Below are 18591 nucleotides of genomic sequence, written 5' to 3'. Positions count from 1 at the left end.
TCTTATAGTCCGCCCATGCAAGCCTCCACTGGCCAAGCTTACGTCTGTCCCTGCTGCGGCAAGCCGCGGCGGCTGGCGCACCTGCTCGATCTCTACGAACGCAACTACCACCTGCTGGAGCGGCTGATCCCGGAACTGGACCTGCCCTTCGACGAGGCGGTTTCGCGCAGCCAGAGCGACCTGCCACTGCACCTGCGCGTGACCGATCGCGACCGCTACACGGTCAGCTTCAAGCTGTCCTACGAGTTCGTCGACCAGGACGGCGTTCGTCGCCAGCCGGACCTCTGGGTTCGCGTCTACCGCGACGCCGCGGTGGCCGAGGCGCTGGCCTGCAGCCAGCGTCCTCCCTGGGACGCGACGGAAGAGGGAGACCCCAAGGCCGGGCAATTCCTCAGCGCGCAGTGGCAGCGCAATCTCATGCTCGGCAAGTGGCTGGAGTACTTGCTGGAGCACGGCCATGGATTCAGCCTGGCTGCGCGCCCGCGCATCCTTCCGGCGGCCGCGCTCTGAGCGTCTAGACCGCGCCGGCCCGCTTCAGCAGCTCCGCGATCTTCTCCGCCATCTGGCGATAGCCCCTGGCATTGGGATGGATGGGGTCCGACTTCAGGTCGCGGTCGCCCAGCACCTCGGCGATGACCCGGGCTTCCAGCGGCAGGCCGTACTCCTGTGCCAGGGCCGCGTAGCTGGGTTCGGCGCTCAGCGACAGCAGCTTGGGCTCGGGCACTCCCAGCAGGACCAGGGGAATGCCGCGCCCGCGCACTTCCTCGATCATGGCGCTGAGGTTGGCGCGCATCTGCGCGCGATCCTGCTGGCGCAGCATGTCGTTGCCGCCCAGGCAGAGGATCACCAGGCCCGGCTCGGTTTCGTCCAGCAGCTCCGGCAGGCGTTCGCGTCCCTCGGCGCTGGTTTCTCCCGGAACACCGGCATTCACCACCTTGCGGCCGATCAACTCCGCCAGCAACGCGGGGTAGCTCTGGCGCGGGCCGGCGCCGGTGCCGTAGGTCAGGCTGTCGCCGAAGGCCAGTACCACCGCATCCGGCGGCAGCGCCGCGAGCTTCGGCGTCTTGTCGCCGCAGGCCGCCAGCAACAGCAGGGCTTGCAGCAGCAGCAAGCCGCCCGCCAGACTGCGGAAATCAACCATCCCCTTACGGAAGCCGCGCATGATCTACGCCCTCGATGGACGGGAACCCCAGTTTAAGGGGGATTGCTGGGTCGCACCCAACGCCACCCTGATCGGCGCGGTCACGCTGGAGCACAATGCCAGCGTCTGGTTCAACGCCGTGCTGCGCGGCGATTGCGACGAGATCGTGGTGGGGGAGAACAGCAATGTCCAGGACGGCTCGGTCCTGCATACCGACCCGGGCATCCGCCTGAGCATCGGCCGCGACTGCACGATCGGGCACCTGGTCATGCTTCACGGCTGCGAGATCGGCGACAACTCGCTGATCGGCATCGGTTCGGTGATCCTCAACCGCGTGAAGATCGGCCGCAACAGCATCGTCGGCGCCAAGTCGCTGATCCCCGAAGGCAAGAGCTTCCCGGACAACTCCCTGATCATGGGGGCGCCGGCCAAGGTCGTGCGCGAGCTGGGGGAGCAGGAGGCGGCATTCCTGAAGCTGCAGGCGCAGCACTACGTGCAGAACGCGCAGCGCTACCGGGCGAAGCTGCAGGCCGTCGCGAAGGCCTAGGAGGCCTGGTCGGCACCGTCCTTGGGAAACAGGTAGTGGCGCAGCTTGCCCAGGCCCGGGCCGGCGTCGCGCCACTGGTCGATCTCCAGGGCCAGCTGCACCACCGCGCAGGTCGGCACCTCGTCGAAGGGACAGGGCGCCAGCAACCCGGCCAGCTGGCTGAAGCCCGGATTGTGGCCGAACAGCATCGCGTGGCGGTCGGCATCGTCGAGCTGGCGCAGGATCTGCACCAGCGTGGCGGGCGTCGCCTCGTAGATGCGCGGCTGCAGCTGGATTTCCTCGCGTCCCAGGCCAAAGGCATCGGCGAAGGCATGCGCGGTGGTGATCGCGCGCAGCGCCGGGCTGGAGACCAGCCGGTCCGGGCATCCCAGCAGACGGAGGCTGCGCTGCGCCATCAGCGGCGCGTCGCGCCGGCCGCGCTCGTTCAGGGGGCGCTCGAAATCGCTCAGCTCTTCGTAGTCCCAGGAGGACTTGGCGTGGCGTACCAGGCTCAGCAGGCGCATCAGTCCCTCTCGTGGCAGACCGCCTCGATGTTGCGGTCGTCGGCGTCCAGCACGAAGGCGCCGTAGTAATGGGCATGGTAATGGGTCCGCAGGCCCGGCGGGCCGTTGTCGCGGGCGCCGCCCTGCAGGGCGATCCGGTGGAAGCGGTCGACGTCGCCGCGGCTGCGGGCGCGGAAGGCCAGGTGCAGTCCGCGGCTGGGCTTGCCCTGGCGGATCCAGAACTCCGGTTTGCCGTCGCGGCCGAAGCCGACCCAGCCCTCGTACTCGGATACCACTTGATACCCCAGCGCGCCCAGCACCGCGGTATAGAAGTTCTTGGCTTCCCAGTAATCGCTGACCTCGATGGCGACGTGGTCGATCACGGTGCGCTGCTCCCGGTGATGTACACGTCGAATCTAGCCTGTGTGCCGCGGAATTCCACCCCCGGTTTGCGACCGGCCAGCCAGGGCGCCTTCAGCGGCCGCTTCACCGCCACGCGCAGGCGTGCCGCCTGCAGGGCCGGCTGCAGCAGTCCGTCGGCGTCCTCGTCGGCTCCGGCCAGGTCGCGGAAGATCTGCATCTCCTTCTGCGGCAGGGCGGTCTTGTGGCCGGCATGCGGGTACATCGGGTCCAGGTAGACGCTGTCCCAGCGCCCTTCCGGCAGCACGGCGGCGGCCTGGCCGCGGCGCAGCTCGATGCGCGCCGCCACCGGCGCCAGCGCCGGGTCGGCCAGGGCGCGGCGGTGGGCGTCCGCCAGCAATTCGGCGATCTGCGGCTGCCGCTCCAGCAGCGTCACGCGGGCGCCCAAGGCGGCCAGCGTGAAGGCATCCCGCCCCAGTCCGCCGGTGGCGTCCAGGATTTCCAGGTCCGGCCGCTTGGCCATGCCCAGGGCGCGCGCCAGCAGCTGCTTGCGTCCGCCGGCGATGCGCCGGCGCAACTCGGCGCTGCCCCAGTCGATCCAGATCGCGCCGTAGTCCGGCCGGTGCAAGGCGCGCAGTTCCAGCCGCCCCTGGTTTTCCTGCAGCGCAAACGAAAAACCCCGGGCATCGCTGCCCAGGGTCTGTTCGGCACCGATCGCGGGATCAGAGCTTGGAGGCATCGAAGAAGCTGGCCATGCGCTGGGCCAGCATCAGGTCGCCGTCGACCTGCAGCTTGCCGGTCATGAACGCGGTCATGCCGTTGAGCTCGCCCTTCATCAGCGCGATCAGGTCGTCGTCTTCCATGGTGATGGTCAGGTCGGCGCCGCCGGCGGTGCCGTCGTTGACGGAGCAGGCGCCGTTGTTGATCACGACGTTGACCGGCTTGGAGCAGACGAAGTTGATCGTGCAGTTGGTGCCCGAGGCTTCGGCGGCGTTGAACGCGGACGGCAGCTTCTTGAGGAAGTCGGCGGCGGACATGGTGTTCTCCAGATAGTGGTAATTGTGAAGGCCCGGATCGTAAACCCGGCGCGCCGGTCTGGCAATTTCAGGGCGGACGGCGGCGGACAAGATGCATTACTGCCCCGGCTCCAGGCTGCCGGACAAGTGTTTCAGGAGTCTTTCGGCCAGGGCATCGTCCACCAGGACGATGTTGACGCTGTTGCGGTAAACCCGGTCCTGCGCACGCAGTTCGGCGATGCCCGCATCGTCGCGGCCCGGCCGCAGCAGCAGGAAATCCCGCCCTTCGCTCAGCCCAGGCTCCAGGTGCTTGAAGGCGCGGAAGGCACTGCCCTTGGGCCGGTCCGCGGCCTCGTCCAGCTCGCGGAAGGATTTCACTCCGGCGTCATCAGCAGGAAATGCGCGCGTGCCACCGCGACCGGACGGTCCTGGGATTTCTGCCAGCAGCGGATCGTGGCCTGCGCCACGCGGCTGCCCATGCGGCCGATCTCGCAGTCGGCGTACAGCTCCTCGGTGCGGGCGGGCAGCAGGTAGTCGATCGAGAAGTCGATGCTCTTGGGCACGCGGGTGGTCTCGAGCTGGTAGAGCAGGTGCAGCATCGCGGCGTTCTCCATGAACGCGGCGGTGATGCCGCCATGCAGCGCCGGCAGGCGCGGATTGCCCACCAGTTCCTGCCGGAACGGCAGCATCGCGCGTGGCCGGCCCTCGTGCAGGGACAACTGCACGCCGAGATAGCGGGCGTAGGGCACGGTGGCGACCAGCACCGAGAAGTCGCCGCTCTCGCGGGCCAGGCGGCGGGCTTCGCGGAAAGGATCGGCCAGGGAATCCGTCACGGCGTCGCTCATGCGCGGGCTTCCGGCTTCCAGGGCTTGCCGGTCGATGAGCGCATGAAGGCCGACTGGCTGATCGCCACGGGCTGTTCCCGGTCGTCCTGCCAGACCGTGGCGCGCACGAAGGCGATCTGCGAGGTCAGCCGGAAGCACTCGGCCCGGCAGTGGAGGTCCTTGTCGCGCAGCGCCGGGCGCAGGTAATCCATGCGCAGGTCCAGGGTCGCGATGGTTTCCGGCACGGGGGTCGCGGCCAGCACGGCGAAGCCGCTGGCGCTGTCCACCAGCACCGTGATCGGCCCGGTATGCAGCACGCCGCGGATGGGATCGCCGACCCAGTCCTCGCGAAAGGGCATGCGCAGTTCCACGCCTTCCGGCGAGCCCCGGACCAGGCTCAGCCCGCACTCGCGCATATGCGGGATGTAGCCCAGGAAGGCTGCCGCGATGGTTTCCAGGTTCTGGGTGCTCATGCCGCGATTGTAGGGCCTGTTGGCAAAACCGCGCCCGCTGCGGCACGGCTTTGCCAACAGGCTCCGGGGAAGGGGGTAAACTCGCGAACAGAAATCGACACTCCGGTAATGACGATGACCGACTGGGAGTCGCGCCTGCGACGGGCGCTGACCGGCACCTCCGAGCAGCCGCCGCGGCCGATGTCGCGCCTGGAACTGCCGCTGAACATGGACAAGCTGCTGTTGACGCCGGCGCTGCTGAAGTCGCTGCGCCCGGCGGCGGTGCTGGCGCCGGTGATCCGGCGCGGCGACGGCCTGACCATGATGTTCACGGTGCGGTCCGACCGCCTGCGCTCGCACAAGGGCCAGATCAGCTTTCCCGGCGGGCGTCGCGACGACGACGACGCCAGCGCCGCGGCCAATGCCCTGCGCGAGGCCGAGGAGGAGGTGGGCCTGCCGCCGGCCAGCGTCGAGGTCCTGGGCTACCTGGACGACTACCCGACCATGACCCGCTACCTGGTCACGCCGGTGGTCGGCATCATCAGCGGCGAGCCGGAGATCCGGCCCTGCGAGGACGAGGTGGCGGAGGTCTTCGAGGCACCGCTGGAATTCGTGCTGGACCTGCGCAACTTCGAGCACAAGATGCTTTCGCGCGAGGGGCTCAACCTGCCGTTCTTCGAACTCAACTTCGGCCGTCATCGCATCTGGGGCGCCACCGCCGGCATGCTGTGGAACCTGGCCAACAAGGTGGCGGAGACCGCATGACCTCCAATCCCTTGCGCGAAGCCCTGCGTCTGCAGCTCGAAGCCGCCGAGCTGGAATTCGACTGGCGCCATCTCGACGAGCTCTGGGACAAGCTGGCCGAGGAAGTCGGTGAGCTGAGGGAAGCGGCGGGCGAGGGCCGTGACCGCAGCGAGGACGAACTCGGCGACCTGCTGTTCATGGCCGTGAACCTGGCGCGCCACCTGGGCGTGGATGCCGAGCGTGCGCTGGCCCGCGCCAACGCCAAGTTCGAGCGCCGCTTCGGCCATGTGCTCAAGCACCTGCCGGAGCTGCCGCCGCCGGGCGATCCGCGCCGGCTGGAGGCAATGGAAGAATACTGGCAGCAGGCCAAGCAGGCGGAGCGGGCAAAAGGCTAAAATAACGCCCCGCTTTTGAACCTGCCGCCGTCGCCATGTCCCAGTCTCCCGTTCGCATTGCCGTCCTCGGCGCCAGTGGCCGCATGGGCCGCGCCGTGATCCAGGCCGCTGCCGCCTCGTCGCGCGCCCGGCTCGGTGCCGCGCTGGAGCGCGAGGGCTGCCCCGAGGCCGGGCAGGATGCCGGCCAGATGGCCGGCCTGGCGGCCAATGGCGTCAAGGTCCTGACCCAGCCGGCCCAGGCGGCCGCCGACTTCGACGTGCTGATCGACTTCACCCGCCCCGAGGCCACCGTGGCGCTGTTGCCCTTCTGCATCGAGCATGGCAAGGCCGTGGTGATCGGCACCACCGGCTTCACCGAGGCCCAGCAGGCAGCGGTGGAAGAGGCGGCCCGGCGCATTCCCGTCCTCAAGGCCGGCAACTTCAGCATTGGCGTCAACCTCTGCCTGAAGCTGCTGGAGGACGCCGCGCGCGTGCTGGCCGAGGACTTCGACATCGAGGTGGTGGAAGCGCATCACCGCCACAAGGTGGACGCGCCCAGCGGCACCGCCCTGATGATGGGCGAGGCCGCCGCCCGCGGCGCCGGGCGCGACCTCAAGGACTGCGCGGTCTACGAGCGCTATGGCCACACCGGCGCGCGCGAGCGCCGGACCATCGGCTTCTCCACCGTGCGCGGCGGCGACGTGGTGGGCGACCATACGGTGATGTTCCTGGGCGAGGGCGAGCGCGTGGAGATCACGCACAAGGCCAGCTCGAGGACGATCTTCGCCAAGGGGGCGGTGCACGCGGCCGGCTGGCTGGCCGGCCGCCCCGCCGGGCTGTACTCGATGCGGGATGCCCTGGGCGGCTAGGCTGTCCTGCAGCCCGGATGGACGGCGGGTCTTCCGCGGGGCTTCAGTCCGGCCGGCGCAGGCCGATAAGGCGGGATAGAGCCGCGGCATCCCGCCGCGCCGCCCCTCGCCGACCGACATGACCCCCGGACAGATCCAGCAGGTCCAGCACAGTTTCGAGCAGGTTGCCCCCATCGCGGAGCAAGCGGCGGCGCTGTTCTACGAGCGCCTGTTCACCCTCGACCCCGGCCTGCGCTCCCTGTTCAAGGGCGACATCGCCGGGCAGGGCCGCATGCTGATGCAGACGCTGGGCCTGGTGGTGCGCAGCCTGGACCAGCCCGAGCGCATCGTCCCGGCGGTGCAGGCCCTGGGCGCCCGGCATGCCGGCTACGGCGTGCGCGAGGCGGACTACGACACCGTGGGCGCCGCCCTGCTATGGACCCTGGAGCAGGGACTCGGCGCCGCATTCACCGCGTCGGTGCGCGAAGCCTGGGCGGCGGCCTACGGCCTGCTGGCGGGCATCATGGTCCAGGCCGGCGCCGCGGCATCCGTGCGCGCGGCCTGAGCCGCGAACGGGCCCGCGCATGGGATAATGCGCGGGTCATGCCAGAGCCCATTCCCGAAGCGATCAAGACGCGCGGCGCGGCCTCCAACCCGGAGGGCCGCTTCGAGACCCGTACGCGCGAGGATTTCGATGACGGCTGGCTGCTGGACGAGCCCGACCGGCCGCGGCCGGACACCACCGTCACGCCGGAGGCCTCGCGGACCATCATCACCCGCAACCAGTCGCCGGACATCGGCTTCGAGCAGTCGATCAATCCCTACCGCGGCTGCGAGCACGGCTGCATCTACTGCTATGCCCGCCCGGCGCACGCCTACCTGAACCTGTCGCCGGGCCTGGATTTCGAGACCCGGCTGTTCTACAAGCCGGACGCCGCCCGTCTCCTGGAAGAGGAGTTGCGCAAGCCCGGCTACCGCTGCTCGCCGATCGCCCTGGGCTCCAATACCGATCCCTACCAGCCGGTGGAACGGGAGTACGGGGTGATGCGCTCGATCCTGGAGGTGCTGCAGCGCTGCCGGCACCCCCTGACCATCGTCACCAAGGGCGCCGCCCTGATCGAGCGAGACATCCCGCTGCTGGCGGACATGGCCCGCGACAACCTGGTGGAGGTGGCGATCTCCATCACCAGCCTGCAGCCGGAGCTGAAGCGGGCCCTGGAACCCCGGACGGCCGGTCCCCAGGCGCGGCTGCGGATCGTCCGCCGGCTGGCCGAGGCGGGCATCCCGGTGATGGTTCTGGTGGCCCCGGTGATCCCGTTCGTCAACGACGCCGAGATCGAGCAGATCCTGCAGGCGGCCCACGAGGCCGGGGCGAGGGAGTCTTCCTACATCATGCTGCGCCTGCCGCACGAGGTGAAAGGCCTGTTCCGGGAATGGCTGCAGGTGCATCACCCCCAGCGGGCCGAGCACGTCATGAGCCTGGTCCAGCAGATGCGCGGGGGGAAGGACAACGATCCGCGCTTCGGCAAGCGCATGACCGGGGAGGGGGAGTACGCCCAGGTCATCGCCCAGCGTTTCCGGGTCGCCGCCGCCCGGCTGGGGCTGGGCCGGGGGCGCCGGCTGAAGCTCGATACGGCGCTTTTCCGGCCGCCGCCGCCTCCGCCGCCGGACAAGGGGCAGATGGGCTTCGGGTTCTGAAGGTCCGCCCGTGGCCGCTGCTCGGGCAGAACCAAAAAATATTTCACGAAAAAGCGCCAAAACCATGGACGTTGTGCACTGCACACACTAGAATGCGCGCCTAATCCACGACGGGGGCCAAAAGCCCCCGTTTTAGTGTCCGCCCCAAGGATTAGGCCAGCTCTATGACCTCTGCCAAACCGGCTCTGCTCGCACTCGCCGACGGATCTGTTTTTCACGGTATCTCCATCGGCGTTGACGGTCAGACCGTTGGCGAAGTGGTTTTCAATACGGCAATGACGGGATATCAGGAAATCCTGACCGATCCCTCATATCGCGAGCAGATCGTCACCCTGACGTATCCCCATATCGGCAACGTCGGCACCAACGACGAGGACGCCGAGTCGGAGAAGGTGCAGCTCGCCGGCCTGGTGCTGCGCGAAGTGCCGCGCCGCCACAGCAATTTCCGCTCGACCCAGGACTTCAGCGAGTACCTGAAGGCGCAGAAGGTCGTGGCCATCGCCGGCCTCGATACCCGCCGCCTGACCCGCCTGCTGCGCGACAAGGGCGCCCAGAACGGCTGCATCCTGGCCGGCAAGAAGATTTCCGAGAAGACGGCCCTCAAGCTGGCCCGCGAATTCCCGGGGCTGAAGGGCATGGACCTGGCCAAGGTCGTGTCGGTGACCAAGTCCTATCCCTGGACCACCGGCTCCTGGGAGCTGGCGACCAACCGCGAAACCACGCTCAAGGACGAGAAGTTCCATGTCGTGGTCTACGACTTCGGCATCAAGCGCAACATCCTGCGCATGCTGGTGGATCGCGGCTGCCGCATCACCGTGGTGCCGGCCCAGACCAAGGCCTCCGAGGTGCTCAAGCTCAAGCCCGACGGCGTGATGCTGTCCAACGGCCCCGGCGACCCCGAGCCCTGCGACTACGCCATCGCCGCCGCGCGCGAGTTCATCGCCAGGAAGCTGCCGCTGTTCGGCATCTGCCTGGGACACCAGATCCTGGGCCTGGCGGCCGGCGCGAAGACCCTGAAGATGAAGTTCGGCCATCACGGTGCCAACCACCCGGTGCAGGACCTGGAGAACGGCACGGTGATGATCACCAGCCAGAACCACGGCTTCGCGGTGGACGAGGCCACGTTGCCCGCCAACGTCGTGGTGACCCATCGCTCGCTGTTCGATGGTTCCAACCAGGGCATCCGCCTGACCGACGCGCCGGCCTTCAGCTTCCAGGGTCACCCCGAAGCGAGCCCCGGTCCGCATGACGTCGGCGTCCTGTTCGACCGTTTCATCAAGATGATGGCCGCCTGAGCCCGCCCGAAGAAGCCATGCCAAAACGCACTGACATCAAGAGCATCCTGATCATCGGCGCCGGTCCCATCGTGATCGGCCAGGCCTGCGAGTTCGACTACTCCGGCGCCCAGGCCTGCAAGGCGCTGCGCCAGGAGGGCTACAAGGTCATCCTGGTCAACTCCAATCCGGCCACGATCATGACCGACCCGGAGATGGCCGATGCCACCTACATCGAGCCGATCCGCTGGGAAACCGTCGCCCGCATCATCGAGAAGGAGCGCCCGGACGCGGTGCTGCCGACCATGGGCGGCCAGACCGCGCTGAACTGCGCCCTGGACCTGGCCAAGCACGGCGTGCTGGAGAAGTTCGGCGTGCAGATGATCGGCGCCTCGCCGGCCGCCATCGACCTGGCCGAGGACCGCCAGAAGTTCCGCGACGCCATGACCGAGATCGGCCTGGGATCGGCCCGCTCGGGCGTGGCCCACACCTGGGACGAGGCCAGGAAGATCCAGGCCGACATCGGCTTCCCGGTGATCATCCGCCCGAGCTTCACGCTGGGCGGAACCGGCGGCGGCATCGCCTACAACCAGGAAGAGTTCGAGGAGATCGTCACTCGCGGCCTCGACCTGTCGCCGACCACCGAGGTGCTGATCGAGGAATCGCTGCTCGGCTGGAAAGAGTACGAGATGGAAGTCGTCCGCGACCGCAAGGACAACTGCATCATCGTCTGCTCGATCGAGAACTTCGATCCGATGGGCGTGCACACCGGCGACTCGATCACCGTCGCGCCGGCGCAGACGCTCACCGACAAGGAATACCAGATCATGCGCAACGCCTCGCTGGCGGTGCTGCGCAAGATCGGCGTGGAGACGGGCGGCTCCAACGTGCAGTTCGCGATCAACCCGAAGGACGGGCGCATGATCGTGATCGAGATGAATCCGCGCGTGTCGCGCTCGTCGGCGCTGGCGTCCAAGGCCACGGGCTTCCCGATCGCCAAGGTCGCCGCCAAGCTGGCGGTGGGCTATACCCTGGACGAGCTGCGCAACGAGATCACCGGCGGCGTGACCCCGGCTTCGTTCGAGCCGAGCATCGACTACGTCGTCACCAAGATCCCGCGCTTCACCTTCGAGAAGTTCCCGCAGGCCGACTCGCGTCTCACCACGCAGATGAAGTCGGTGGGCGAGGTCATGGCCATCGGCCGTAATTTCCAGGAGTCCATGCACAAGGCCATGCGCGGCCTGGAGGTGGGCAGCGACGGTTTCGAACCGCAGGTGGCGGACTACGAGGCCGCCAGCCTCAGCCGCATCCGCGACGAGCTGGCCACGCCGCGCGCCAAGCGCCTGTGGTTCGTCGGTGACGCCTTCCGCGCCGGCATGAGCGTGGAGGACGTGTTCAAGCTGTCCAAGATCGACCCCTGGTTCCTCGAGCAGATCGAGGAGATCATCCAGGCGGAAGGCCAGATCGCCGAGCAGAAGATCAGCACCATCGAGGAAGCCGACCTGCGCCGCTACAAGCGCCTGGGCTTCTCCGACCGCCGCATCGCCAGGCTGATCGGCGTCAAGGAAGACTCCGTGCGCAAGCGCCGCCACAAGCTCGGCGTGCGTCCGGTGTACAAGCGCGTCGATACCTGCGCGGCCGAGTTCCCCTCGTCCACCGCCTACCTGTACTCCAGCTACGACGAGGAATGCGAGGCGCAGACCTCCAGCCGCGAGAAGATCGTGGTGCTCGGCGGCGGTCCCAACCGCATCGGCCAGGGCATCGAATTCGACTACTGCTGCGTGCATGCGTCCCTGGCCCTCCGCGAGGACGGCTACGAGACCATCATGATCAACTGCAACCCGGAGACCGTGTCGACCGACTACGACACCTCCGACCGACTCTACTTCGAGCCGCTGACCTTCGAGGACGTGATGGAGATCATCGACCTCGAGAAGCCCAAGGGCGTGATCGTGCAGTTCGGCGGCCAGACGCCGCTGAAGCTGGCGCGCCAGCTCGAGGCCGCCGGCGCGCCGATCATCGGCACCACGCCGGACGCCATCGACCTTGCCGAGGACCGCGAGCGCTTCCAGAAGCTGGTCGAGAAGCTCAAGCTGCTGCAGCCGCCCAACGGCACCGCCACCTCCGAGAAGCAGGCGCTGGCCGTGGCCAACAAGGTCGGCTACCCGCTGGTGGTGCGCCCGTCCTACGTGCTGGGCGGCCGCGCGATGGAGATCGTGCATGACGATGCCGACCTCAAGCGCTACATGACCGAGGCCGTGCAGGTTTCCAACGATTCGCCGGTGCTGCTGGACCGCTTCCTCAACGACGCCATCGAGGTGGATGTCGACGCGCTGTCCGACGGCAAGGACGTGGTGATCGGCGGCGTCATGGAACACGTCGAGGAGGCCGGCGTGCATTCCGGCGACTCCGCCTGCTCGCTGCCGCCGTATTCGCTGCCGAAGAAGATCGTCGACGAGATCCGCAGCCAGATCTTCAAGCTGGCCAAGGCGCTCAACGTCGTCGGCCTGATGAACGCGCAGTTCGCGGTGCAGGACGGCAAGGTCTACCTGCTGGAAGTGAACCCGCGCGCCTCGCGCACCAGCCCCTTCGTGTCCAAGGCCACCGGCCGTCCGCTGGCCAAGATCGCCGCGCGCTGCATGGCCGGACAGACGCTGAAGTCGCAGGGCGTCACCGAGGAACTGATCCCGAAGTACTACTCCGTCAAGGAGTCGGTCTTCCCGTTCAACAAGTTCCCCTCGGTGGACCCGCTGCTGGGCCCGGAGATGCGCTCCACTGGCGAGGTGATGGGCGTCGGCGCCTCCTTCGGAGAGGCCTTCAACAAGTCGCTGCTGGCGGCCGGGCAGGTGGTGCCTTCCAAGGGCACGGCCTTCATCTCGGTGCGCGACCGCGACAAGAAGAAGGCGGTGGAACTGGCACGCATCCTGACCGGGCACGGTTTCAAGGTGGTGGCCACCCACGGCACGGCAGCGCTGGTGCAGAAGGCCGGCATCGCCTGCGAGGGCGTCAACAAGGTCAAGGAAGGCCGTCCGCACTGCGTGGACATGATCAAGAACGGCGAGATCCAGTTCATCGCCAATACCACCGAAGGCAAGATCTCGATCGAGGAGTCGCGTTCCATCCGCGGCGCGGCGATCCAGCACAAGGTCTGCTACTTCACCACGATCGCCGGTGCCCTGGCGGCGGCGGTGGCGATGGAACATCTCAACGAACTGGAGGTCAACAGGCTGCAGGCGCTGCACGCGACCCTGTAGGCTCGTTAGGCTGAACCTGTAAACCGGTACCCGGATCGGGTATCTTTTGGTCAACCCGGACAGAACCTGCCGCCCCGAGGAGGGGCGGTGGGTCCGCTTTTGCTTTTGGCAACGTCAGAAAACGAGATTCGGATATGAGCAAGACCCCGATGACGGCGCGCGGCGCCGAGAAGCTGCAGGAAGAACTCCGCTATCGCAAGAGCGAGCTGAGGCCCAAGATCATTGAGTCCATCGACGAGGCCCGCAAGCAGGGCGACCTGCGCGAGAACGCCGAGTTCCACGCCGCCCGCGAGCAGCACGGTTTCAACGAGGGCCGCATCCAGGAGATCGAGGGCAAGCTGTCGATGGCCCAGATCATCGACGTCACCAAGCTGCCGGCCACCGGCAAGGTCATCTTCGGGGTCACCATCGACCTGTCCGACGTCGACAGCGGCGAGGAGCTCAAGTACCAGATCGTCGGCGAGGACGAGGCCGACGCCAAGGCGGGCCTGATCTCGCTGAACTCCCCGATCGCCAAGGCCCTGATTGGCAAGAAGGAAGGCGACATGGTGGCGGTGGCCACTCCCGCCGGCACCCGCGAGTTCGAAATCATCGCGGTGCACTACATTTGAGCCGCCGGGCCTTCCGGCCCCGGCTCCGCTAAGCTCCTGCCATGAGCCAGAAACGCCGCCCGAGTTCCGCCCGCTGGCTCGCCGAGCACGAGTCGGACCCCTACGTGCAGGAGGCCCGGCGCCTGGGCTACCGCTCGCGGGCGGTCTTCAAGCTCAAGGAGATCCAGGACAAGGACCGTCTCCTGAAGCCCGGCCAGGTGGTGGTGGACCTCGGCTCGGCCCCCGGCGGCTGGAGCCAGCTGGCCCGGCCGCTGCTGGGGCCCAAGGGGCGCCTGCTGGCCCTGGACATCCTGCCCATGGATCCGCTGCCCGACGTGGAGTTCATCCTCGGCGACTTCCGCGAGGAGAGCGTCCTGAAGCAGCTGGAGGAAGCGGTGGGCAGCCAGGCCGTGGACCTTGTTTTGTCCGACATGGCCCCCAACTTGAGCGGAGTGGACGCCGCCGACCAGGCCGGGAGCATCTATCTCTGCGAGCTGGCGCTGGAGTTCGCCCGGGCCCACCTGAAGCCGAAGGGGGGGCTGCTGGTCAAGATTTTCCAGGGGGAAGGCTTCGAGGCCTACCTCAAGGCTGTGCGCGAAGCCTTTGAATCGGTGACGATTCGCAAGCCCAAGGCCTCGCGTGCCCGCAGTAGTGAGGTTTATCTGCTGGCGCGGGGGTACAGGGCGTAGTAACGTGCGGCTGCGGCATCAGTTGTGACATCGGGAATCAAGGATAGAGCTTTGAACGATCTGGCCAAAAATCTGTTGCTCTGGGTGGTGATCCTCATCGTGCTGATGACGGTCTTCCAGAGCTTCTCCTCCCGCAGCCGGGCCCAGCCCGAGCTGCAGTACTCGGAGTTCATCAACCAGGTCAAGGAAGGCAACGTCGCCGACGTGGTCATCGACGGCCAGATCATCCGCGGCGAGCTCAAGGGCGGCTCGCGCTTCACCACGGTCAGTCCGGAGACCGACAACAAGGCCATGGTCGGCCAGCTGCTGGACAGCAACGTCAAGTTCACCGGCACCCTGCCCAAGGAAACCCCGCTGCTGCTGACGCTGCTGATCAACGCCTTCCCGATCCTGCTGCTGATCGCGGTCTGGGTGTACTTCATGCGCCAGATGCAGGGCGGCGGCGGCGGTCGCGGCGCCATGTCCTTCGGCAAGTCGCGCGCCCGCATGCTCAACGCCGACCAGGTCAAGATCACCTTCGCCGACGTCGCCGGCGTCGAGGAAGCCAAGCAGGAAGTGGCCGAGCTGGTCGATTTCCTGCGCGATCCGGCCAAGTTCCAGAAGCTGGGCGGCAAGATTCCGCGCGGCGTGCTGATGGTGGGTTCGCCGGGCACCGGCAAGACGCTGCTGGCCAAGGCCATCGCCGGCGAGGCCGGCGTGCCGTTCTTCACGATTTCCGGCTCCGACTTCGTCGAGATGTTCGTCGGCGTCGGCGCCAGCCGCGTGCGCGACATGTTCGAGCAGGCCAAGAAGCACGCGCCCTGCATCATCTTCATCGACGAAATCGACGCCGTGGGCCGTCACCGCGGCGCCGGCCTGGGCGGCGGCCATGACGAGCGCGAGCAGACCCTGAACCAGCTGCTGGTGGAGATGGACGGCTTCGAGGGCAACGAGGGCGTGATCGTCATCGCGGCCACCAACCGTCCGGACGTGCTGGACCCGGCGCTGCTGCGCCCGGGCCGCTTCGACCGCCAGGTGGTCGTGCCGCTGCCGGACGTGCGCGGCCGCGAGCAGATCCTCAAGGTCCACATGCGCGCCGTGCCGCTGGCCGACAACGTCAAGCCGGAGATCATCGCGCGCGCCACGCCGGGCTTCTCGGGCGCCGACCTGGCCAACCTCGTCAACGAAGCCGCGCTGTTCGCCGCCCGCGCCAACAAGCGCCTGGTCGACCATATCGACTTCGAGAAGGCCAAGGACAAGATCATGATGGGCGCAGAGCGCCGCAGCATGGTGATGTCCGAGGAAGAGAAGAAGCTCACCGCCTACCACGAGGCGGGCCACGCCATCGTCGGCCTGTCGGTGCCGGACCACGACCCGGTGTACAAGGTCACGATCATCCCGCGCGGCCGTGCACTGGGCGTGACCATGTTCCTGCCGGAAGAGGACCGCTACAGCTACAGCAAGCAGCGCCTCAACTCCTCGATCTGCTCCCTGTTCGGCGGCCGCATCGCCGAGGAAGTGATCTTCGGGGCCGACAAGGTCACTACCGGTGCCTCCAACGACATCGAGCGCGCCACCGACATCGCCCGCAACATGGTCACCAAGTGGGGACTGTCCGAGCGCCTCGGGCCGCTGTCCTACAGCGAGGACAACGGCGAGGTGTTCCTGGGCAAGAGCGTGACGCAGACCAAGCATGTTTCCGACGACACGGCCTTCGTGATCGACCAGGAAATCCGCGAGGTCATCGACCGCAACTACAAGCTCGCCAAGGGCATCATCGAGGGCAACCTCGACAAGCTGCATGCCATGGCCGAGGCCCTGATCAAGTACGAGACCATCGACTCTGCGCAGCTGGCCCGCATCATGGCCGGCCAGGATGCCGGCGAACCGGAGAGCTGGACCGACGGCAGCGGGCGTCCGCCCGATGCGCCGCGCTCTCCCCCGGAGCGTCCGGCCAAGCCGGGCCCGGCGGGCAAGCCGGCCAGCATCGGCTGAGGTCACGACGGGGCGCGGCGACGCGCCCCGTCTTTTTGCGTCCGCATGTTCCTCCAGTTACCCCGGCGGCGACTGGCGCTGGATGCGCCGGTCGTCATGGGCATCCTCAACGTCACCCCGGATTCCTTCTCCGACGGCGGGCGCCACGCCTCGCTGGAGCAGGCGCTGGCGCGTGCCCGGCAGATGGCGGGCGAGGGGGCCGCCATCATCGACGTCGGCGGCGAGTCGACCCGCCCCGGCGCCGCGCCGGTCGGCGAGGCCGAGGAACTGGACCGTGTGGTGCCGGTGATCGAACGCCTGTCGCGCGAGCTCGACATCGTCATCTCGGTGGACACCACCAAGCCTGCGGTGATCCGCGAGGCCTGCACCGCCGGCGCTGAAATAATCAATGATATCAATGCGCTGAGGGCTGAATCCGCCCTGCAGGCCGCGGCCGCCAGCGGCGCTGCCGTATGCCTGATGCACATGCAGGGCGAGCCCCGGACCATGCAGCAGGCCCCGTCCTACGAGGATGTCCTGTCCGAAGTCCACGGTTTCCTGCGCCAGCGTGTCGGGGCCTGCCTGGCCGCCGGCATCGCCCCGGAGCGCCTGGCCATCGACCCGGGCTTCGGGTTCGGCAAGCGGCTGGAGCACAACCTGGCCCTGCTCGGGCGCCTGGATGCCTTCGCCGATCTCGGCTTGCCCCTGCTGGTGGGGCTGTCGCGCAAGTCCATGTTCGGGCAGTTGCTGGGCCGGCCCGTCGAGGACCGGCTGGCGGGCAGCCTGGCCGCCGCGGTCCTGGCGGTGGTGCAGGGTGCCGCCATCCTGCGTGTCCACGACGTGGCGCCTACCGTAGACGCACTGAAGGTCGCACAATCGGTCAAACAGGCTGGCCGGACCGGCCGCAATCCTCCGCCCGGGAGACAGACCCCATGAGCCGCAAGTATTTTGGAACCGATGGTATCCGCGGGCGCGTCGGCGAGAAGCCGCTGACCCCCGAATTCGCGCTGAAGCTCGGCTGGGCCGCCGGCCGTGTGCTGGGCGGCGAACCGGGGCGGCAGGTGCTGATCGGCAAGGATACCCGCCGTTCGGGCTATCTGTTCGAGTCCGCGCTGGAAGCGGGCTTCTCCGCGGCGGGCATGGACGTGGGCCTGCTGGGGCCGCTGCCGACGCCGGGCGTCTCGGTGCTGACCAAGGCCCTGAAGGCCTGTGCCGGCGTGGTGATCTCCGCCTCGCACAATCCGCACTACGACAACGGCGTCAAGTTCTTCGGTGCCGACGGCGGCAAGCTCAACGACGCCGTGGAACTCGAGATCGAGGCCCTGCTGGAGCAGGAACTGAGCTGCGTCGAGCCGGAAAAGGTCGGCGCGGCGCGGCGCATCGGCAACGCCGTCGAGCTCTACGTGAGCCACTGCCTGATCGCCTACCGCGGGCCGCGCCTGGACGGCATGAGGATCGTGGTCGACTGCGCCAATGGCGCGGCCTACCAGGTGGCTCCGGAAACCCTGCGGCGCCTCGGCGCGAAGGTCGTGGCGATCCACAATCAGCCCGACGGCTTCAACATCAACGACCATTGCGGCTCCACCCACCTGGACTCCCTGTCCCGGGCGGTGGTCGAGCATGGCGCCGAACTGGGCATCGCCCTGGACGGCGATGCCGACCGCTGCCTGATGGTGGACCACCAGGGTCGGGAGGTGGACGGGGACGAGATCCTCTATATCCTCGCCAGCGACCGCCTGCGCCGGCAGCTGCTGCAGGGGCCGGTGGTCGGCACCCTGATGAGCAACCTGGGCCTGCAGAACGCGCTGCAGGACCGGGGCGTGGCCTTCCGCCGCGCCAAGGTCGGCGACCGCTACGTGCTGGAGATGCTGCGCGCCGAGGGCGGCCTGCTCGGCGGCGAAACCTCCGGCCATACGCTGTGCCTGGACCGCAGCGCCACCGGCGACGGCATGGTCACGGCGCTGCAGGTGCTGGAGGTGCTCGCCGAGACCGGCCGCACGCTGCGCGAACTGGCTTCGGGCATGCAGAAGTATCCGCAGGTGCTGATCAACGTGCCGGTCGCCGGCAAGGCCGCGCCGGTGCTGGAGGCCGCCTCGGTCAAGGCCTCGGTCAAGGAAGCGGAATCCGGCCTGGGGCAGCGCGGCCGCGTGCTGCTGCGTGCCTCGGGTACCGAGCCGCTGGTGCGGGTCATGGTGGAGGCCGATGCCCGGGAACTGGCCGAGAGCAGCGCCCGCATGATTGCCGACCGCGTGCGGGAAGCCGCCAACAGCATCGCCGCAGCCGCTTAAAATAGCGGGCTGACGATCCGGCCGCCGCAGCCTGCGGCGGCCGTTCTTCATTCAACG

The 18591-nt window shown here is 67.9% G+C and carries 22 protein-coding genes; 14 read left to right on the top strand and 8 right to left on the bottom strand.

What is annotated here, in order from left to right:
- Positions 1-15: 15 nt before the first annotated feature.
- On the top strand, positions 16-510 hold the full coding sequence (locus tag C3942_RS15690) for a DUF1249 domain-containing protein (protein ID WP_104231311.1): 495 nt from the start codon (positions 16-18) through the stop codon (positions 508-510).
- A 4-nt stretch (positions 511-514) separates the two neighbouring features.
- Here the strand turns inward: C3942_RS15690 and C3942_RS15685 are convergent, their stop codons facing one another.
- Positions 515-1162 (bottom strand): arylesterase, encoded by a 648-nt coding sequence (locus C3942_RS15685; protein WP_207766114.1) that lies wholly within the window; start codon positions 1160-1162, stop codon positions 515-517.
- Here C3942_RS15685 and C3942_RS15680 point away from each other — a divergent pair.
- Positions 1161-1688, top strand: a complete 528-nt coding sequence (locus tag C3942_RS15680) for a gamma carbonic anhydrase family protein (protein ID WP_104231309.1) — start codon at positions 1161-1163, stop codon at positions 1686-1688. The genes C3942_RS15685 and C3942_RS15680 overlap by 2 nt on opposite strands.
- Here the strand turns inward: C3942_RS15680 and C3942_RS15675 are convergent.
- From C3942_RS15675 to C3942_RS15645, 7 genes are all read right to left on the bottom strand, one after another.
- A complete protein-coding gene (locus tag C3942_RS15675; RefSeq protein ID WP_104231308.1) occupies positions 1685-2191 on the bottom strand; it encodes a SixA phosphatase family protein in 507 nt (168 codons plus the stop codon). The genes C3942_RS15680 and C3942_RS15675 overlap by 4 nt on opposite strands.
- The gene (locus C3942_RS15670) at positions 2191-2553 is read right to left on the bottom strand and encodes a VOC family protein (protein ID WP_104231307.1); all 363 of its coding nucleotides are present in this window, start codon (positions 2551-2553) and stop codon (positions 2191-2193) included. The genes C3942_RS15675 and C3942_RS15670 overlap by 1 nt, the downstream gene beginning before the upstream one ends.
- Positions 2550-3269, bottom strand: a complete 720-nt coding sequence (locus tag C3942_RS15665; RefSeq protein ID WP_104231306.1) for a class I SAM-dependent methyltransferase — start codon at positions 3267-3269, stop codon at positions 2550-2552. Before C3942_RS15665 ends, C3942_RS15670 begins: the two co-directional genes overlap by 4 nt.
- Positions 3253-3567 carry an SCP2 sterol-binding domain-containing protein gene (locus tag C3942_RS15660; RefSeq protein ID WP_104231305.1) on the bottom strand — a complete coding sequence of 105 codons (315 nt, stop codon included), beginning with the start codon at positions 3565-3567 and terminating at the stop codon, positions 3253-3255. The genes C3942_RS15665 and C3942_RS15660 overlap by 17 nt, the downstream gene beginning before the upstream one ends.
- Before the next feature lie 96 nt (positions 3568-3663).
- Positions 3664-3924, bottom strand: a complete 261-nt coding sequence (locus C3942_RS15655) for a hypothetical protein (RefSeq protein WP_104231304.1) — start codon at positions 3922-3924, stop codon at positions 3664-3666.
- On the bottom strand, positions 3921-4391 hold the full coding sequence (locus tag C3942_RS15650; RefSeq protein ID WP_104231303.1) for a PaaI family thioesterase: 471 nt from the start codon (positions 4389-4391) through the stop codon (positions 3921-3923). The genes C3942_RS15655 and C3942_RS15650 overlap by 4 nt, the downstream gene beginning before the upstream one ends.
- Positions 4388-4843, bottom strand: a complete 456-nt coding sequence (locus C3942_RS15645; protein WP_104231302.1) for a PaaI family thioesterase — start codon at positions 4841-4843, stop codon at positions 4388-4390. The genes C3942_RS15650 and C3942_RS15645 overlap by 4 nt, the downstream gene beginning before the upstream one ends.
- A gap of 108 nt (positions 4844-4951) precedes the next feature.
- Between C3942_RS15645 and C3942_RS15640 the strand changes: the two genes are divergently transcribed.
- The 12 genes from C3942_RS15640 to glmM all read left to right on the top strand — a co-directional run bounded on the left by C3942_RS15640 (position 4952) and on the right by glmM (position 18534).
- Positions 4952-5587: a CoA pyrophosphatase gene (locus tag C3942_RS15640; RefSeq protein ID WP_165797475.1), complete on the top strand. Its 636-nt coding sequence runs from the start codon at positions 4952-4954 to the stop codon at positions 5585-5587.
- Positions 5584-5961: a MazG nucleotide pyrophosphohydrolase domain-containing protein gene (locus tag C3942_RS15635; RefSeq protein WP_104231300.1), complete on the top strand. Its 378-nt coding sequence runs from the start codon at positions 5584-5586 to the stop codon at positions 5959-5961. The genes C3942_RS15640 and C3942_RS15635 overlap by 4 nt, the downstream gene beginning before the upstream one ends.
- Before the next feature lie 35 nt (positions 5962-5996).
- Positions 5997-6809, top strand: coding sequence for a 4-hydroxy-tetrahydrodipicolinate reductase (gene dapB, locus C3942_RS15630; RefSeq protein WP_104231299.1), 813 nt, complete (start codon positions 5997-5999; stop codon positions 6807-6809).
- A 118-nt stretch (positions 6810-6927) separates the two neighbouring features.
- The gene (locus tag C3942_RS15625) at positions 6928-7353 is read left to right on the top strand and encodes a globin family protein (protein WP_104231298.1); all 426 of its coding nucleotides are present in this window, start codon (positions 6928-6930) and stop codon (positions 7351-7353) included.
- Positions 7354-7391: 38 nt separating this feature from the next.
- On the top strand, positions 7392-8486 hold the full coding sequence (locus C3942_RS15620; RefSeq protein WP_104231297.1) for a PA0069 family radical SAM protein: 1095 nt from the start codon (positions 7392-7394) through the stop codon (positions 8484-8486).
- A 164-nt stretch (positions 8487-8650) separates the two neighbouring features.
- The gene (gene carA, locus C3942_RS15615) at positions 8651-9781 is read left to right on the top strand and encodes a glutamine-hydrolyzing carbamoyl-phosphate synthase small subunit (protein ID WP_104231296.1); all 1131 of its coding nucleotides are present in this window, start codon (positions 8651-8653) and stop codon (positions 9779-9781) included.
- 17 nt (positions 9782-9798) lie between these two features.
- Positions 9799-13014 (top strand): carbamoyl-phosphate synthase large subunit, encoded by a 3216-nt coding sequence (carB, locus tag C3942_RS15610; RefSeq protein WP_104231295.1) that lies wholly within the window; start codon positions 9799-9801, stop codon positions 13012-13014.
- Positions 13015-13148: 134 nt separating this feature from the next.
- Positions 13149-13625, top strand: a complete 477-nt coding sequence (gene greA / locus C3942_RS15605) for a transcription elongation factor GreA (protein ID WP_104231294.1) — start codon at positions 13149-13151, stop codon at positions 13623-13625.
- 41 nt (positions 13626-13666) lie between these two features.
- Complete coding sequence (gene rlmE, locus C3942_RS15600) at positions 13667-14293, top strand: 23S rRNA (uridine(2552)-2'-O)-methyltransferase RlmE (RefSeq protein WP_104231293.1); 627 nt, start codon at positions 13667-13669, stop codon at positions 14291-14293.
- A 51-nt stretch (positions 14294-14344) separates the two neighbouring features.
- Complete coding sequence (gene ftsH / locus C3942_RS15595) at positions 14345-16267, top strand: ATP-dependent zinc metalloprotease FtsH (RefSeq protein ID WP_104231292.1); 1923 nt, start codon at positions 14345-14347, stop codon at positions 16265-16267.
- 45 nt (positions 16268-16312) lie between these two features.
- Positions 16313-17182, top strand: a complete 870-nt coding sequence (gene folP, locus C3942_RS15590) for a dihydropteroate synthase (RefSeq protein ID WP_207766113.1) — start codon at positions 16313-16315, stop codon at positions 17180-17182.
- Positions 17179-18534: a phosphoglucosamine mutase gene (glmM, locus tag C3942_RS15585; RefSeq protein WP_104231290.1), complete on the top strand. Its 1356-nt coding sequence runs from the start codon at positions 17179-17181 to the stop codon at positions 18532-18534. The genes folP and glmM overlap by 4 nt, the downstream gene beginning before the upstream one ends.
- The last annotated feature ends 57 nt before the right edge of the window (positions 18535-18591 follow it).

It is taken from the genome of Solimonas fluminis (assembly GCF_002930645.1).
GTDB classification, from domain to species: Bacteria; Pseudomonadota; Gammaproteobacteria; order Nevskiales; family Nevskiaceae; genus Solimonas_A; species Solimonas_A fluminis.
Note: the sequence above shows the minus strand (reverse complement) of the source record. Positions and strands in the feature narration are given on the sequence as shown.